The organism is Streptomyces sp. GLSS-08 (assembly GCF_056387915.1).
On sequence record NZ_JBWJAQ010000007.1, the window covers coordinates 263,522 to 280,374 of the forward strand.

General features: G+C 64.9%; 11 protein-coding genes. 7 read left to right on the forward strand and 4 right to left on the reverse strand.

The genetic code is table 11. From position 1 onward, the window contains the following. Window positions 1-67 precede the first annotated feature (67 nt). The 5 genes from AC0ZLC_RS15230 to AC0ZLC_RS15250 all read left to right on the forward strand — a co-directional run bounded on the left by AC0ZLC_RS15230 (window position 68) and on the right by AC0ZLC_RS15250 (window position 8,498). Window positions 68-1,678 carry a class I SAM-dependent DNA methyltransferase gene (locus tag AC0ZLC_RS15230; protein ID WP_476752473.1) on the forward strand — a complete coding sequence of 537 codons (1,611 nt, stop codon included), beginning with the start codon at window positions 68-70 and terminating at the stop codon, window positions 1,676-1,678. Next, window positions 1,678-2,943 (forward strand): restriction endonuclease subunit S, encoded by a 1,266-nt coding sequence (locus AC0ZLC_RS15235; protein ID WP_476752474.1) that lies wholly within the window; start codon window positions 1,678-1,680, stop codon window positions 2,941-2,943. Before AC0ZLC_RS15230 ends, AC0ZLC_RS15235 begins: the two co-directional genes overlap by 1 nt. Further along, the gene (locus AC0ZLC_RS15240) at window positions 2,940-6,176 is read left to right on the forward strand and encodes a type I restriction endonuclease subunit R (protein WP_476752475.1); all 3,237 of its coding nucleotides are present in this window, start codon (window positions 2,940-2,942) and stop codon (window positions 6,174-6,176) included. The genes AC0ZLC_RS15235 and AC0ZLC_RS15240 overlap by 4 nt, the downstream gene beginning before the upstream one ends. Window positions 6,177-6,930: 754 nt before the next feature. After that, window positions 6,931-7,743, forward strand: a complete 813-nt coding sequence (locus AC0ZLC_RS15245; protein WP_476752476.1) for an AAA family ATPase — start codon at window positions 6,931-6,933, stop codon at window positions 7,741-7,743. A 32-nt stretch (window positions 7,744-7,775) separates the two neighbouring features. Continuing rightward, entirely contained in the window at window positions 7,776-8,498 is a 723-nt protein-coding gene (locus AC0ZLC_RS15250) for an HNH endonuclease family protein (protein ID WP_476752477.1), read from the forward strand. 77 nt (window positions 8,499-8,575) lie between these two features. Here AC0ZLC_RS15250 and AC0ZLC_RS15255 read toward each other — a convergent pair whose 3' ends face one another. Together AC0ZLC_RS15255 and ychF are read right to left on the reverse strand one after the other, a co-directional pair. Further along, window positions 8,576-10,450, reverse strand: a complete 1,875-nt coding sequence (locus AC0ZLC_RS15255) for a DUF2075 domain-containing protein (protein WP_476752592.1) — start codon at window positions 10,448-10,450, stop codon at window positions 8,576-8,578. Window positions 10,451-11,363: 913 nt separating this feature from the next. Then, window positions 11,364-12,452 (reverse strand): redox-regulated ATPase YchF, encoded by a 1,089-nt coding sequence (gene ychF / locus AC0ZLC_RS15260; RefSeq protein ID WP_476752478.1) that lies wholly within the window; start codon window positions 12,450-12,452, stop codon window positions 11,364-11,366. Between the two features lie 176 nt (window positions 12,453-12,628). Here ychF and AC0ZLC_RS15265 point away from each other — a divergent pair, with 176 nt between their 5' ends. Then, window positions 12,629-13,300, forward strand: a complete 672-nt coding sequence (locus AC0ZLC_RS15265; RefSeq protein WP_476752479.1) for a DUF6542 domain-containing protein — start codon at window positions 12,629-12,631, stop codon at window positions 13,298-13,300. A gap of 179 nt (window positions 13,301-13,479) precedes the next feature. Here the strand turns inward: AC0ZLC_RS15265 and ppgK are convergent, their stop codons facing one another. Both ppgK and AC0ZLC_RS15275 read right to left on the reverse strand, forming a co-directional pair. Beyond that, window positions 13,480-14,226: a polyphosphate--glucose phosphotransferase gene (ppgK, locus tag AC0ZLC_RS15270; RefSeq protein ID WP_476752480.1), complete on the reverse strand. Its 747-nt coding sequence runs from the start codon at window positions 14,224-14,226 to the stop codon at window positions 13,480-13,482. A 61-nt stretch (window positions 14,227-14,287) separates the two neighbouring features. Further along, window positions 14,288-15,292, reverse strand: a complete 1,005-nt coding sequence (locus AC0ZLC_RS15275; RefSeq protein WP_476752481.1) for a 4-hydroxy-3-methylbut-2-enyl diphosphate reductase — start codon at window positions 15,290-15,292, stop codon at window positions 14,288-14,290. 97 nt (window positions 15,293-15,389) lie between these two features. Here AC0ZLC_RS15275 and AC0ZLC_RS15280 point away from each other — a divergent pair, with 97 nt between their 5' ends. Continuing rightward, the gene (locus tag AC0ZLC_RS15280) at window positions 15,390-16,796 is read left to right on the forward strand and encodes an APC family permease (protein ID WP_476752482.1); all 1,407 of its coding nucleotides are present in this window, start codon (window positions 15,390-15,392) and stop codon (window positions 16,794-16,796) included. Window positions 16,797-16,853: the final 57 nt, after the last annotated feature.

Consider the following 16,853-nt stretch of genomic DNA (forward strand, 5'->3'; position numbering starts at 1 on the left):
CCCCGCTAGACGACGAAGCGAGCCTCCCGTGCCACCCCGCCAGAAGAAGCAAGCCCAGCCGGAGGACATGAAGTCCATCCTCTGGAAGTCCGCCGACAAGCTGCGTGGCAGCCTGGACGCGGCCGAGTACAAGCACTTCGTACTCGGCCTGGTCTTCCTGAAGTACGTGTCGGACGCGATGGAGGAGAAGCGGGAGCTGCTGGAGGAGGAGCTGCGGGGTGGCGGCATGCTCGCCGAGATGGGACTGGAGGGCACAGCCCCAGAAGAGCTGATCCGCAAGACGGTCGAAGACCCGCTCCAGTACACCGGGGCCGGCATCTTTTACGTGCCACCGACAGCACGGTGGAACGAGGTGCTCAAGCACGCCAAGGTGAGTACAGACGGGCCGAGCGTCGGTGAGGTCATCGATGGCGCGATGGGGACCATTGAGAAGTTCAACCGGCCTCTGAAGGACACCCTCCCAAGGATGTACAACAGCGGTCGAGTCGACGAGCCCACTCTCGCCGAACTAGTGCGACTCCTCGACCAGTTGACCTTCCAGTCGCAGATCTCTCTGGACGGGAAGCGAGTAGGCGCGCGGGACCTGATGGGTGAGGTATACGAGTACTTCCTCGCGCAGTTCGCACTCGCCGAGGGGCGCAAGGGAGGCGAATACTTCACGCCGCCCTCAGTGGTACGACTGCTCGTGGAGATGCTGGAGCCGAAGGAACGTGAGCGGGTACTCGACCCCGCGTGCGGATCGGGCGGCATGTTCGTGCAGGCCGAGAAGTTCGTGGAGACGCACGGCGGCAACCGATTCAACGTCTCTGTCTACGGCCAGGAACGGAACCAGACGACCTGGCGGCTCGCCAAGATGAACCTCGCCATCCACGGAATCGAGGTGGACCTGGGCGAGGAGCCCGCGGACTCCTTCCGCAACGACCAGCACGGTGACGTGAAGGCCGATGTGGTTCTCGCCAACCCGCCGTTCAACATCTCCGACTGGGGTGGCGAACTACTCGCCCGCGACGAACGCTGGAAGTACGGCCCCCCGCCGGCCAGCAACGCCAACTTCGCCTGGATCCAGCACATGGTCAGCAAGCTCGCGGTCGGTGGGCGGGCCGGAATCGTCCTGGCCAACGGCTCAATGAGCAGCACGTCGGGCGGGCAGGGCGACATCCGGCGCGCGATGGTCGAGGAGGACTTGGTCGCGTGCATGGTGGCGCTGCCGGGACAGCTGTTCCGGTCGACGCAGATCCCAGCGTGCCTGTGGTTCCTGGTGGAGGGAAAGGGGAAGCGGCCAGCGCGATCGCCATGGGTGTCGGCGGAACGGGCGGAGCAAGTCCTCTTCATCGATGCGCGAGAGCTCGGCTTCATGGCTACGCGGACGATGCGGGAGCTGAGCGAGGCTGAACTGGGGCGGATCGCAGGGACATTCCACTCCTGGCGGGGAGTCGAAGGCGAATCCACGTACAAAGACGTCGCTGGCTTCTGCCGCAGTGTCCTTCTGGACGAACTGCGCGAAAACGATTTCCTCCTGACGCCGGGACGGTACGTAGGAACCGCGGAGGTCGCGGACAACCCGGATGCCGAGCCGATCGAGGTGAAGATCGCACGCCTCACGGCGCTGCTACGGGACCAGTTCGCGGAGGCTGAGCAGCTAGCAAAGGCTGTAGACGAGCAGCTGAGGAGGATCTGATGGAGACGTGGCCCCATGAGCCCTTTGTGCACCTCGCTGCCGCAGGTAAAAAATCCTTCTCTCTCGGCCCATTCGGGTCGAAAATCACAACGGAAGATTACGCAGCGGACGGCGTTCCTTTCATTCGCGGTATTAATCTGAATAGAGGCATCTTCCATGATGCGGATTTTGTCTTCATTACTGAAGACGCAGCGAATGAAGTGAAGTCATCCCGCGTGTCATCGGGCGACCTAGTATTTACTCGCAAGGGCACCATTGGGCAGGTCTCAATGATTCCTCGCAGCAGCTCATATTCAGACTACGTCATCTCGTCCAGCCAGATGAAGGCCACGCTGGACGAGTCCCGATCAGTGCCCGAATTTTACTATTACTGGTTCCGCTCCCCACAAGGGCAGCGCGCACTACTGGCCAACGCCTCACAGGTAGGCGTTCCGAGCATCGCCAACTCGCTGGCCACTCTTCGAGGGCTGAAAGTTCCTACGCCTCCGATGAAAGATCAAGCGGCGATCGCCGAAATCCTCGGCGCCTTGGACGAAAAGATCGCGGCTAATGAGCGTCAGCTCACCACGCTCAACGAACTCTGTTCTGCCTGGCACGAACGCATCATCAACCTTGGCGACGCCGACACTTCGACTTATACGCTGGCAGAACTGGCCAAGCGCGGATTCATGGCCCTCGGAGACGGATACCGCACCAAGCAGTCCGAACACGGCGAACCAGGGCTTCCGATTCTTCGAGTAGCCGATGTCGGCCACGGGGCGATCACTCCCAGCTTCACCCACTACGTCAGCAATGCGTATCGGGGCGCTATGGGGCCGAAGGTCTCCCAGCAAGGCGATGTCATCCTGACCACGAAGGGAACCGTCGGCCGCGTAGCGCTTATTGAGGCCGGCCAGCCTGAGTTCGTTTACAGCCCGCAGGTCTGCTATTTTCGACTCGCGGAAAGCAGCCCCGTTTCCCCTCTCTTCATGCTCCATTGGTTCCAGGGAAAGGAATTCTGGAATCAAGCAGGCGGGCTCAAGGGCCAAACCGACATGGCGGATTACCTCAGCCTTCGCGATATCCGAGCACTACGGATCACTGTTCCGTCTCCTGCAGATCTCTCCGAGTTCAGCAGGGTTTGCGACCCGATGCAGGAGCAGTCTGTAGCCGCACGTCGCGAGAACGACACTCTCACCGCCCTCCGCGACACCTTGCTCCCCGGGCTCGTCACTAGAAAGATCCGCGTCAAGGACGCCGAAAGGATCGTGGAGGACGCCGCATGACCACCAACGGGGGAACGGACGCCATGGAGATCGGCACGCCCGCTGGCCGTGCCATGTCCGAGTCGGATTGGGAGCTCCACGCGCTCGAGCAGCTCGCCGAGCGCGGCTGGCAGCACGTCCGGGGCAAGAATCTCCGCCCCCGGGATGGGCACCGGAAAGGGTGGGACGACCTCATCCTCTATCCTCGCCTGCGCGCAGCCATCACATCGCGCTATCCCGAGCTGCCCTCACCCGCAGTGGAGGACGCGATCGAGCGGCTGCTCGACACCTTCCCGGCAAAGGAAGTCCGCCTCAGCTGGAGCTTCTACCAGCACCTGAAGGCCGGCGTGAAGGTGTCCTACATCAACCCCGTGACTCAGCAGGAACGACATGTCACTGTCCGACCTGTCGACCTCGCCAACCCTCACGGCAACGACCTCGTCGCTGCGAACCAGGTTCGCGTCAAGGGAGCCCGAGGACGCGTCTTCATATTCGACATCGTCCTGTACGTCAATGGAATCCCGCTCGCCATCATCGAATTGAAGAAAGCAGGCGGCACGGACGATTCACGATCTGCATACGACCAGATCCAGAACTACCGCCGCGAACTCAAAATCGACCGCGTCTTTCGTACGCTGCTCCTCTCGCTCGCGAGTGACGGGATAACGGCTCGCCTCGGCACCCCGCATACCCCCTGGCAGCACATGGCCCCCTGGCACGCGGAGGAGGACGGCACTCTCCTTCGCAAGCACGAGCGGAACGACGACCTCGCGCTCGACCGCATGATCCACGGCGCACTCGAGCCCGATCGCTTCCTCGACCTGATCGCGAACTTCCTCTCGTTCTCCGCCGAGGGGATGGGTGGCGAGGTCGACACCGTAAAACTTGCCAAGGCCCACCAGTATGTTGCGGTGAGGCAGGCGATCACCGCCACCGCCTCAGCCGTCGCCACTGACGGTCGGGCCGGCGTCATCTGGCACACTCAGGGCGCGGGCAAAAGCGAGGAAATGCTCTTCTACACAGGACTCGCCGCCACCATCCCCGAGGTCGCAAACCCCACGGTCCTGCTGCTCACAGATCGTATCGACCTGGACTCCCAGCTCTTCGACACCTTCGCGCAGAGCAAGAGCCTAGAAATGGTCAGCGGTAGCCCGAAGAAAGCAACCAAGGCCAGCCAGTTGCGCGAGCTACTCACCCGCCGAGCAGACAGCGGGGGCATCGTCTTCTCAACGCTTCAGAAGTTCCGGGTGAGTGAAAAGGAACGGAAGGCCGGCGCCCGGCATCCAGTCATCACAGACCGACGTGACGTGATCGTTGTGGTCGACGAGGCCCACCGTAGCCACTATGACCTGGAGGATGGCTTCGCCCGAAACCTCCGCGACGCCCTCCCCAACGCCACTTTCATCGCCTTCACCGGCACCCCCATCGACAACCGGACTGGTTCCACTCACCAGGTCTTCGGGCCAACCATCCACACGTACGACCTCACACAGGCCGTCGACGACGGGGCGACCGTGCCCGTCTTCTATGAGCCGATCCTGCACAAGGTCAATCTCCCCACAGGGATAGACCTGGACGAGCTCAACGCCAAGGCCGAAGGGCTCGTCGAAGGGCTCACTACGGAAGAGCAAGCCCGGGCACGCAGCATCTTCGCCCGCTTCGAGGACCTAATCGGTGCCCCCGAACGTATTGGCTCCATTGCCGACACGATCCTCTCCCATTGGAACATCCGCCGCCAGGAGATGATCAAACTTACGGGCAGCCCCGGCAAGGCCATGATCGTCTGTTCCTCACGTCGTAACGCCGCCCGCCTCTTCCGAGCTCTGGCAGAACGCCGCGAGGAGTGGACCGGCACTCCCGACCCTGAGACCGAGCTCTACCCGGACGGCTCCGGGAAGATCCGGGTGGTCTTCACCGGCAATCCCGGCAGGGATACACCCGACATCGCGGACTACGTACGCACCCCAACTCAGCTCAAGAACATCCAAGACCGTGTCGGCAAACCGGAAGACGAACTTGAGTTGATCATCGTTCAGTCCTTGTGGCTGACAGGCTTCGACGCCCCTCCCCTGCACACCATGTACCTGGATCGCCGCATGCGCGGCGCCGCCCTCATGCAGGCCATCGCACGCGTAAACCGCACCTGGGACGAGAAGCCCTCCGGCCTAGTGGTGGACTTCCTAGGCGTAGCCAGAGAACTCAAATACGCGCTGGCCACGTACTCGGAGGCTGACCAGGAGCAGGAGACTATCGGCGCGCACATCGCCGAGGCGGTCAAGTCTGTACGCGGCATGCACAGCAAAGTCGACGCAGTACTGCGGGACTGCTCCTGGCGCACAGCTCTACGGGATGTCGGACACCGCGAAGCACTCCGTGAAGCCCTGGACCTTCTGGAGACCGCCGAGCCTGCCCTACCACCGGGCGAGCCCACCCGGGCACAGCGCTTCCTCCACTTCGGCCGCCTGCTCTCCCAGGCGTTCTCTCTCTGCCCCACCCATCCCGACGTGCAGGACCTGTTGTCCGACGTCCACTTCTTCGCGACCCTGCGTACGACTTATCAGAAGCTGGCCGCGGAACATCGGCAGCAGCTCGGCCTGGCCACCGAAGCGGATGTTCGCCGCATGATCGAGCAGCTCAACGCTGAGATGGTGGCCGCGGACGGTGTCGTGGACATCTACGACGCCGCCGGCCTCACCAAACCCGATCTCTCCCACCTCGACGCGGGCTTCGTGCAGCAGTTGAGGGACAGCCGCCATCCGAACCTGGCGCTCAAGGCCCTGCGGGACGCCATCGCCCGCGAAATCCAGGAAGCGCACCCGAGTAACCTCACGCGGCAGAAGGAGTACTCCGAAGCAATGAAAGCGGTGATGAACCGCTATCACAACGGCCTCATCGGCTCCGCTGAGGCGGCAAGACTCCTCGTCGAGATGGCCCAAGAGGTATCCGGGTCCCGCGCGCTAGCTACCGAGCTCGGCTTGTCCGAACACGAGATGGCCTTCTACGACGCCATCGCTGCCAACCCGAAGGCCCTGGAAATGGGACAGGACATCCTGTCCAAGATCGCCCGCAAGCTGTACGAGCAGGTTGCGGGAGACGTCACTATTGACTGGCGCGTCAAGAGCCAAGCCCAGGATCGCATTCGCGCCAAGGTCAAACTGCTGCTCAACTTCTTCGGCTACCCCCCGGACGAGGAGCCGGACGCGGTCGACCGCGTCCTGAAGCAGACTGAAGTCATCGCGGACGATCTAGCCTGACGTCCGGCCGCTACCAGCACGCAAACGCTGACTGTGAGGTCTGAATCTTGCCCTGCCAGAGGGCTGGGCGTGTCTCGGCGAGGAGCTGTCCGAAGCATCGGAGCCGAGGCAGATGGCAGTGTCAGCAGCTCATGAGAGGCTGACACTGCCATCCCCGCTGGGGGAACAGAGGATCGGTAAGGAGGGCTGTGTGTACGTTACAGAGTTCGGCCTCTCCAGTGTCCGGGGTTTCCATGGAGCCCGTGCTGTTGACACACTCGCCCTGCCCCAGCCCGGCGATGGCGGCAGTTGGACTGTAGTCGCGGGACGCAACGGCTCCGGAAAGTCCACGTTCCTGCGCGCCTTGGCCCTTACGCTCGCCGGCCCGCGTGTCGCTCGTACCCTCACCCAGAATTTCAGCGGTTGGATCACTACTGGTGAGACAGCCGCCTGGTGTCAGGCTGCTGTCTCACCTGACTACGCAGTCGACCAACTCACCGGCCGAGGCCGCGGACCGGACGGCCGCATGATGCTCGGTCTGGACTGGACGCTACCGAAAGCCGACGGCCTCCAGCACAACACCCTCGGCGGCGCCGTACAGCCCTCGCTATCCCAATACGGCGGCGTCAAGTACGGGTCTCCGTCAGCCGAGCGCGGCCCCTGGTCTGACAATCCGCAAGGTTGGTTCTGTGCCGCATACGGCCCCTTCCGACGCCTGATGGGGGGCAGTGGGGAGGCCCAACGGCTCATGCTCTCGCCGGGACCCGCGGGACGGATGGCCTCGCTCTTCCACGAGGACGCCTCGCTCGCCGAGGGCGTCAGCTGGCTCAAGGAGCTGAGGCTGCGGAGTCTCGAGGGCAGCGAAGAGGCCACCCAGCTCCTGGATACCGTTAAGGAGCTGCTCTCCGACGGCCTGCTGCCCAACAAGTATCGGGCGCTGCGGGTCTCGTCCGAAGGACTGTGGGTGGCACCGGCCGACTCCCCAGACCGGGCCTATCCCCTAAGGGAGATGAGTGACGGCTTCCGAACCGTCGTGGCCCTCGTCCTCGACATAGTCCGACAACTCCAGACGGCTTACGGGACCCTCGACACCGGGACTAACAGCACCGGCCGTCCAATCGTGCGGATGCCAGGAGTGGTCATCATCGACGAGGTGGACGCCCATCTGCACGTCACCTGGCAACGGGCGATCGGCGACTGGCTGAAGTGTCACTTTCCAAGGATCCAGTTCATTGTGACCAGCCATAGCCCTTACATTTGCCAGGCAGCTGATCCAGGTGGACTGATTCGGTTGCCGGGGCCTGAGGAACAGCGGGCGCCTGAGGTCGTAGCACCGGACCTGTATCGGCGGATCGTGTACGGCAGCGGCGAAGATGCCGTGCTCTCCGAGCTTTTTGGCCTAGAGACCCCGTACTCCGAGCACGCAGACAACCTGCGAAAGAGGCTCGTGCATCTCGAAGAGAAGGTCTTCGATGAGGAAGCGAATGCCGACGAAGTCGCGGAGTACAAGGACCTGGCAGCCAAGCTGTCGAGTTCCCGCACCGCACGGATCTATGAGATGGCGGCGCACCTCGCAGGTGACGAATGATCCCCGTCCAACGCCTGCCTGCCACTGACGCGATGACCAAGCTCTGCGAGTCTCGTACGAAGAAGATCCAGGACGCAGGGGCCACAAGCAACGCAGCCGATGCACAGTGGAAGGGTGCGCAAGCTGCCAGAGGACACATCAAAAGTCTGCTGGAGCAGATGGCCCCCGGTCGTATCCGTTGCATGTACTGCCTGGATAACCAGGGAACCGACATCGACCACTTCGAGCCGAAGGCTCGTACCCCACTTCGGACCTTTTGCTGGGACAACCATCTGCTGGCCTGCTCTCACTGCAACAGCAACGAGAAGCGCCACCTGTTTCCCTGCGACCCCGAAACAGGCGCTTGCCTGCTCATCGACCCGACTGTGGACGACCCCGCGGATCATCTGAAGCTACTGCCGAGGACGGGCAAGCTAAAATGCCGTACGCCCAAGGGTAAGCACAGCATCGAGGTCTTTGGGCTGAACCGCGAAGAACTGCGGAAGGGTCGCGCGGATGCCTGTGAGATGTTCATCTCCGGTCTCATCCGATGGCACGATCAACTACAGCTTGGGAAGGCGGAAGCGGCTAGACGCACCGCCGTACGCCTGCGTCGTGCGGATTTCCCGGAGGTCCTTCGCACTCTCGAAGGTTTTTCCGGAACACCTCTGGCCTCGATTCTAGAGGATCGCCATTTCCCTGCGGCGCTTTCTGTCTGGACGTCCTCCCGTGAGAGCATGAGAGCAACTCACATAAGGCACACAGGCATCGACTAACATCGTGGAAACAATTTTCGCATCAGCGCCCGATTGGCAATAGCGAAAAAATGCGCTGACAAAAGAGAATCTGTCGCCTACAAGGCAGCGGTGACTGGCGTTTCAATTAGCTCACGCAGCTTGACGCGCGTCGCGGCGTCAGTGGAATAGATCACTGTGCCAGCCATGCCACGAGTCAACAGCACCTTATATGTGTTGCAGATCAAACGATGCACATCGTCGTCCGCAATGACCTTCCGGAATACAGGATCCTTGGACGCTGCGCGGTCAACAACCCATTTCCCGTTTCGCCACACTAGGTCCGGCCCAAGGATCACGCCGCTCCAGTCGTACTCGAATCCTTGCGCGGTGTAAACCGAACCCACCTGACTGAATCCGGCCGGATCGGTCGCCCATAGCGCGGCTGGTGGGGCCCCCATAACGGATCGGTCGCCCCGGAGGCTCCAAGGGCGGGCCCAGTCGCCGATCACTACATCCTTCGGCAGTGGCTCCCCCGGCTTGGCCTCCGACCATCGCCAGCAGTAGCCGGCTGTCACGCGTGCGCTGAAACCAAGGGACCGCTGCTGATGGAGGAACTCTTCCAGTTCCTGGGGTGAGTTGGCGGTTCGGAGATCCATCCGTCGCTCAGGTTGCCAGGATTTTGGTCCCGCCTTCGGCGGGTCGAGCAATTGTGTTACCCAGCGCAGATACTCATCACTGCCACTATTTCTGAAATTTCCGCTGAGGGATACGATCCGACAGTCGATCCCCCTCTCCTCCGCAGTTTTCCGAATCATGTTTACCGTCCCTAGCTCTCCGGGACGTACAGCCTGAAACTCGTCCAGCAGGAAAACGGGAACGTGTGCCGCATCGATCAGCTCCTCAACCTGCAGCCTTCCAGTCCGATGAGAAGCTGGGGTGTAGCGGTTGGCGGAAGTTTCTCGAATTCGGTGCGCTTCGTCACAGATGAGGACGTCTACGCTGTTAGGGTCGGCAGTAATAAAGCTGTTGAAGTATGTGAAAAGGCTCTGCACTTCACGGCTGCGCGCCCCGGCAATCTTCCGCATGGTTTTCGTCAACGCAGCCGAGCCCGTGGCATAAAGCACAGTGGAACCACTCCGGTGGAGTTCCCCTAGGAGCGCCAGCGCAATCGCACTCTTTCCAGAACCCGGGTTTCCTGTAACGACCACTACCTCTTTGTTAGCGGAGCGTCGTGCCCGGCGGACCGCGTGCATAACCTCTTCATACGCAACACGCTGCTCGTCCAGAAGAACGTACTGTTCTCGCTCGCGCACCTCATTGGCAGCCACTGTCAAGAGTGGCTTTGGAGGAGCAATACTCCCGGTGAGCAACCCTTCAGCCGCCGCTGCACCGGACTCAGGCGCCAGTAGCTCACCTAGGTATGCAATAAATTCGCCACGACGCTCTCCGCTGAACAACCGTCCGCGTACGCCCAGCCTCTCTTCGCGCAACCCAGAGATACCGAACTCAGTTGCGTTGTATAGATAGGCCACACCTGCGATGCGCTCCGGAAATTCGGCGAGCGCCCCGTTAAAGGATGCCAAATAGTCGCAGTAACCGCGAACCTGCTCTATCGGATTAAGCACGGGCCGCGCATATGCATCGACGCGACACAGTAGCGGTTCCCCTTCTTCGGGCTTCGCCCTACTCCACTGTTTCAGCTCAATGACAACATACGAGGGCTGCCCGCTCACTGGGTGCACTCCGGCGAGCACCACGTCGGCGTACTTGGAGGTGAGTGGCAGCGCATATTCGATCATCATGTCGACGTGATCCAGCCCCGCTTCCAGAAGCACGCTGGTCAGCAGAGGAATGCTCTCTTCCCAGAAACGAACCTCAGACGTGCTGGGCTCATGGCCATGCGCGTGGATGAAGTTCTGACGCAGCTGAGAGATGAGCGAGCCTTCACGGACTTGTGCGGCGATTTCGTGTACCGGTGCATGAAACAGCAAGGAACGCCCCCAGGTAACGTGCAGGGATTTGTGCAAGTTCAGAATGAGTTGCTTTGAGCTGCTGCCTCAGCGGGGCATGAGCCCGGACGAGAACGTCCACAACGCTGCTCAACTGTATATCCACAAGTACCTCACGCCGATAGAGCCGACCGGAGCGCGCGCACACAGAACGCGCTCCGGCCGGCATGTGAGGGGATCGGTGAACAGCTACTACTTGCGTCGCCACCAAGTCGACAGGAGCTGGCGGAAGACCCTGGCAAGCTCGCGGATGATCTCAGGGCGGTCGGCGGAGCGGCTGTTGCGAAGGGCCGCGTTGACGATCCTGCATGCAGTGACACAGATCGCCACACAGCAAGTAATCACAGTAAAGGCAGCCGTCGAAGCGGCGACGATGAGGGGATCGGAGAGCAAGGCAGTCCTTTCGGCGCTACGCCGAACCGCGATGGGGAGGCACGCCCCTGGGTCCGCCGCAGCCCGTCGGTAGGCGGTCTGCGTGTTAGACCGTTGGGTCGGAACTGGCCGACGATGCCGTGGAGACTGCCGTGTCCCAGCGTGCTGCGTAGCGCGGAACAAAGGCCACCGCTGTAGAACGACAGCTGAACGCATGGAAAGGCATGGAGAAGCTCCGTTGGCTGTTGAGGACGTGTCTGCAGGAGCAGAAGTCCGGTGTTTGCCAGATGGGGCCGAATCGTACTCTCAGAACGCCCTTACGGGTAGCTAGCCCAGGCCCCGGACTGCCGCGCGGAGGGCAAAACGCTCCCCGCAGGGCAGCGTGCAATTCGGGGACCACCCGAACAGCATCTGCGCTCCGAGCGCTGGTCAACCTCGGCACAACGTCAAGTAGGGACCGCCCTGGGTCGACGGCCCCTTCTTGACCTGCGCCTTCCCAGACGCCATTTGATTGAAAGTTAAATTAGACGTTGAAGCGGAACTCCACCACGTCGCCGTCCTGCATCACGTAGTCCTTGCCCTCCATGCGCGCCTTGCCCTTGGCGCGGGCCTCGGCGACCGAGCCGGTCTCGACGAGGTCGTGGAAGGAGATGACCTCCGCCTTGATGAAGCCCTTCTGGAAGTCCGTGTGGATGACTCCCGCGGCCTCGGGGGCGGTGGCGCCCTTCTTGATGGTCCAGGCGCGGGATTCCTTCGGGCCTGCCGTCAGGTAGGTCTGCAGGCCGAGGGTGGCGAAGCCGACGCGGGCCAGGGTGGTGAGGCCCGGCTCCTCCGCGCCGACGGACTGGAGGAGCTCCATCGCGTCCTCCTCGTCGAGCTCGGCGAGGTCCTGTTCCAGCTTGGCGTTCAGGAAGATCGCCTCCGCGGGGGCGACCAGGGCGCGCTGTGCGGCCTTGAAGTCCTCGTCGACCAACTCGTCCTCGTCCACGTTGAAGACGTAGAGGAAAGGCTTGGTGGTCAGCAGGTGCAGGTCGTGGAGGAGTTCCTCGTTGCCGGAGCCCTGGACGATGCCCGCCGAGAAAAGCGTGTCGCCCCGCTCCAGGATCTCCTTGGCCTCCTCGACCGCCTTGACCTTCGGCGCGACGTCCTTCTTGATGCGCGACTCCTTCTGGAGGCGCGGCAGGACCTTCTCGATGGTCTGGAGGTCCGCGAGGATCAGCTCGGTGTTGATGGTCTCGATGTCGTCCTTCGGCGAGACCTTGCCGTCGACGTGGACGACGTTCTCGTCCTTGAAGGCGCGGATGACCTGGCAGATCGCGTCGGACTCACGGATGTTCGCGAGGAACTTGTTGCCCAGGCCCTCACCCTCCGAGGCGCCCTTCACGATGCCCGCGATGTCGACGAAGTCGACGGTCGCCGGCAGGACGCGCTGCGAGGCGAAGATCTCGGCCAGCTTCGTCAGACGGGGGTCGGGGACACCGACCACGCCCACGTTCGGCTCGATCGTGGCGAACGGGTAGTTGGCCGCCAGCACGTCGTTCTTGGTCAGGGCGTTGAACAGGGTCGACTTGCCGACATTGGGCAGACCGACGATTCCGATCGTGAGCGACACGTTGCGACTTCCCGTACGTGAGGATGGGCGGCAGGGCCTACGTGGTGAGCGGGCCGATCCACCAGTCTACGGCGTGCGGGGCTTCGTACCGGCGACGTATCGAACGCATGGCCAAGGTCTGTCTGTCGGCGTGTCCCAGGAGCCATTCCACACATAAAACGACCTAAGTTGGTCCGGTGGAGCAACACAGGACGCGCCCCCCGCAGCCCAGAACCCGACGCGGCACCCCCCTGCCCCCGCAGACGGGGCGGGGCGGCATCGCCGCGGGCCGGCCCGGCCGGGCACCGTACGCGGGGCGGGGTGCCGCCGCCGTACCGCGCGGTGCGACCGCCCCCCGGGGCGGAAACGGTGTGCGGCGGGGTGTTTCGGGCGCCCGCCGCCCCGCGTCCCCCCTGGTGCAGGCGGTACGGCGGATGCCGAACCCCCGGCTCACCGGGCTCGGCAGCGGGCTCTTCTGCGGCGCGCTGATGTTCGCGCTCGCCTGCCTCGACCAGTTGCTGTTCGGGGCGTCCCTGACGGTGTACGGCGTGCTGTTTCTGCCGGTGTGCGCGGTGACCGCCGTGTGGGTGCGCCGGGGTGACCTCGTCACCGCGCCGGTCGTCGTGCCGATCGCGTTCGCCTTCGGGCTGCTGCCCGTCGCCGACGGGGGCGGGGGCTTCGGCGGGCATGTGATGGGGCTCGTCACCGCGCTCGCCACGCAGGCGGGCTGGCTGTACGGCGGGACGCTGGTCGCCGGGCTCATCGCGACCGTGCGCAAGGCACGCCTCATGACACGGCGGGCCGCCCAGCGCCGCTCCCAGCCCCCGCGAGCGGCGATGGCCCCGCCCCGCCGCCGCCCGACCGCGTGACCGCGGGGACCGCCCTGCGGTCCCCGCGCCCCTCGAACCCCGGTCCGGTCATCGAGTGACAGCAGCTCCTCGGCGGAGCGGCTCGGCGGAGCGGCTCGGCGGCACAGCACCCGCGTGCCACCTGGGCGGCGCGCCGATCGCGCCGCCCGCCCAGGACACTCACTCCCCCCGCGGCGCCCCTACGCGTGCTCGGCCGCCCGCATCGCCGCGCCGACGATGCCCGCGTTGTTCTGCAGGGCCGCCGGGAGCATCTCCGCCTTGATGTCCTCGATCAGCGGCAGGAACTTCTGGGCCTTGCGGCTGACACCGCCGCCGATGATGAACAGGTCGGGCGAGAACAGCATCTCGACGTGCGCCAGGTACGTCTGGACGCGGGACGCCCAGTGCTCCCAACTGAGGTCGTGGTCCTCCTTGGCCTTGGTGGAGGCGCGCTTCTCGGCGTCGTGGCCGTGCAGCTCCAGGTGGCCGAGCTCGGTGTTCGGCACGAGGGCGCCGTCGATGAACAGGGCACTGCCGATGCCCGTGCCGAAGGTGAGCATGATGACCGTGCCCCGGCGGTCGCGGCCCTGGCCGAAACGCATCTCGGCCACTCCCGCGGCATCCGCGTCGTTCAGCACGGTCACCGGGAGGCCGCCCAGCCGGTCGCCGAGCAGGGCACGGGCGTCCGTGTCTATCCAGCGCTTGTCCACATTGGCGGCGGTACGGATCGTGGAGCCGCCGGTGACCACCCCCGGGAAGGTGATGCCGACGGGGCCGGTCCAGCCGAAGTGGTCCACGACCTCCTTCACGCCGTCCGCCACCGCGTCGGGCGTGGCCGGGTGCGGGGTCAGCACCTTGTGACGCTCCTGGGCCAGCTCACCCTTGTCGAGGTCCACCGGGGCACCCTTGATCCCCGACCCGCCGATGTCCACACCGAAGATCTGCATGGCCCTACGTTACGTCCTACGACTGACAGTCACTCCGCGCCCCCGTGGTCCACGGGAACCCTCACGTGCGCGCGGTGCGCTCCGCCACCAGGGCCGCCGCCTCCGCGCGCAGGTCGCGGCGCAGCTCCTTCGGCAGCGAGAAGGTGATGGACTCCTCGGCGGCCTTGACGAGCTCGACGTCCTCGAAGCCGTGGCCGGCGAGCCGCTCCAGGACCTGCTCGACCAGCACCTCGGGGACGGAGGCACCCGAGGTGACGCCTACGGTCGTGACGCCGTCCAGCCAGGCGTCGTCGATCTCGTCGGCGAAGTCCACCAGGTACGCCTCCCGCGAGCCCGCGAGCTTGGCGACCTCGACGAGCCGCTTGGAGTTGGAGGAGTTGCGGGAGCCGACCACGATGACCAGCTCGGCCTCGGCGCCCATCTGCTTCACGGCGAGCTGACGGTTCTGCGTGGCGTAGCAGATGTCGTCGCTGGGCGGGGAGATGAGCTGCGGGAACTTCTCCTTCAGCGCGTCGACGGTCTCCATGGTCTCGTCGACCGAGAGCGTGGTCTGGGAGAGCCAGACGACCTTGGAGGGGTCGCGGACCTCGACCTTGGCGACGTCCTCGGGGCCGTCGACGAGGGTGATGTGGTCGGGCGCCTCTCCGGAGGTGCCGATGACCTCCTCGTGTCCCTCGTGTCCGATCAGCAGGATGTCGAAGTCGTCACTGGCGAACCGGACCGCTTCCTTGTGGACCTTGGTGACCAGCGGGCAGGTCGCGTCGATGGTGGCGAGCTTGCCCCGCGCCGCCTCGTCGTGGACGGCCGGGGCGACACCGTGCGCCGAGAACATCACGATCGACCCCTCGGGGACCTCCGCCGTCTGCTCGACGAAGATGGCGCCCTTCTTCTCCAGGGTCTGCACCACGTACTTGTTGTGGACGATCTCGTGCCGGACGTAGATGGGGGCCCCGTACTGCTCCAGGGCCTTCTCGACGGCGATCACGGCGCGGTCCACGCCCGCGCAGTAGCCACGAGGGGCGGCGAGCAGGACACGGCGGCCAGACGAAGCGGTCATGGAGACCATCGTAAGGCCGCGCTCGGCAGGTCGAAGATCGCCTCCTTGGGGAGACTGGGGTCGAACAGGGAGGGGCGGGGCCGGCCGCGACGCTCGGGAGGCACGGATGTCCGACACGCAGACCAGGGCCGGCGCGGCGGGTGACGCCGGTGAGGAGGGCGGGCTGCGGCGCAGTCTGGGCTTCCGGGACCTGGTGGTCTACGGGCTGCTGTTCATCGCCCCGATGGCGCCCGTCGGCATCTTCGGCACCCTGGACGCGAGGTCGCACGGCGCGGTCGCGCTGGTGTACGTCGTCGCCACGGTCGCGATGGCGTTCACCGCGTTCAGCTACGCCCAGATGGTGCGGGTGGTCCCGCAGGCGGGTTCGGTGTTCGCCTACGCGCGCGCGGGGCTCGGCAGTGGGGCGGGGTTCATCGCCGGGTGGATGGCGATGCTGGACTATCTGCTGATCCCGGCGGTCGCCTACCTGTTCTCGGGGATCGCGATGAACGCCCTGGTCCCGGACGTCTCCCGGTGGGTGTGGACCGCACTCGCCGTCGTCCTCACGACGCTGCTGAACCTGTGGGGCGTACGGATCGCGGCCCGGGTGGGCTTCCTGGTGCTCGCGATGGAGATCGTGGTCCTGTTCGTCTTCGTCGTCTCCGCGGTCGTCGTCCTCGCGCGCGAGGGGGCCGAGCGCGGCTGGCTGTCCCCGCTGTCCGGCGACGGCTCGCAGGGGGCGTTCGCGCTGTCGGCGGTCATCGGCGCCGTCTCGGTCGCGGTCCTGTCGTACCTGGGCTTCGACGCGATCGCCTCCTTCGCCGAGGAGGTCACGGGCGGTTCGCACAAGGTGGCCAGGGCGGTGCTGTTCTGTCTGGCGCTGGCGGGTGTGCTCTTCGTGGCGCAGACGTATCTGGTGGCGCTCCTGGAGCCGGAGTCGTCCGCCGAGCTTGCCGCCGACCCGGCCGGGCAGGGGTCGGCCTTCTACGACGCGGTGGACTCCTCCGTGGGCGACTGGCTGCACAACCTGGTGGCCGTGAGCAAGTCGATCGGGGCGGCGTTCGCGGCGCTCGCCGGACAGGCGGCGGCCGGGCGGCTGCTGTTCGCGATGTCCCGCGACCGGCGGCTGCCGCGGGCGCTGTCGCGGACGGACGCCGGGGTGCCGCGGGCGGCGCTGCTGTGCGCGGCCGTCATCACGCTGGTCGCCGCGGTGTGGGCGGCGCGGCGCGACGACGGTCTCGACCACCTGGTGTCGGTGGTCGACATCGGTGCGCTGACCGCCTTCACGCTGCTGCACGCGAGCGTGGTGGGCTGGTTCGCCCTGCGCGGCAGCGGCCCGGTCATCTGGTGGCGGCACATCCTGATGCCGGCCGTCGGCGCCGCGATCACCGTCGCCGTGATCGTCGAGGCATCCGGGACAGCGCAGGTGGTGGGTGCGATCTGGCTGGCGGTGGGTCTGGCGGTACTGCTGGCCCAGCGGGGCCGGTCCGGCCCCTCTGGCTCCTCTGGCCCGTCCGGCCCGTCCGGCGGCTGAGGCTGCGGGGCGGAGCGGAGCGGCGGCGCGCGGGACGCCGCGGCGAGGGCGCGCGGG

Excerpts from the sequence above, each read along its gene's own strand:
- AC0ZLC_RS15280 (WP_476752482.1), top strand. The coding sequence starts at position 15,390 with ATGTCCGACACGCAGACCAGGGCCGGCGCGGCGGGTGACGCCGGTGAG.
- ppgK (WP_476752480.1), bottom strand. The coding sequence starts at position 14,226 with ATGCAGATCTTCGGTGTGGACATCGGCGGGTCGGGGATCAAGGGTGCC.
- AC0ZLC_RS15250 (WP_476752477.1), top strand. The coding sequence starts at position 7,776 with ATGACCAAGCTCTGCGAGTCTCGTACGAAGAAGATCCAGGACGCAGGG.
- AC0ZLC_RS15240 (WP_476752475.1), top strand. The coding sequence starts at position 2,940 with ATGACCACCAACGGGGGAACGGACGCCATGGAGATCGGCACGCCCGCT.
- AC0ZLC_RS15275 (WP_476752481.1), bottom strand. The coding sequence starts at position 15,292 with ATGGTCTCCATGACCGCTTCGTCTGGCCGCCGTGTCCTGCTCGCCGCC.
- AC0ZLC_RS15235 (WP_476752474.1), top strand. The coding sequence starts at position 1,678 with ATGGAGACGTGGCCCCATGAGCCCTTTGTGCACCTCGCTGCCGCAGGT.
- AC0ZLC_RS15230 (WP_476752473.1), top strand. The coding sequence starts at position 68 with ATGAAGTCCATCCTCTGGAAGTCCGCCGACAAGCTGCGTGGCAGCCTG.
- AC0ZLC_RS15245 (WP_476752476.1), top strand. The coding sequence starts at position 6,931 with ATGGCCTCGCTCTTCCACGAGGACGCCTCGCTCGCCGAGGGCGTCAGC.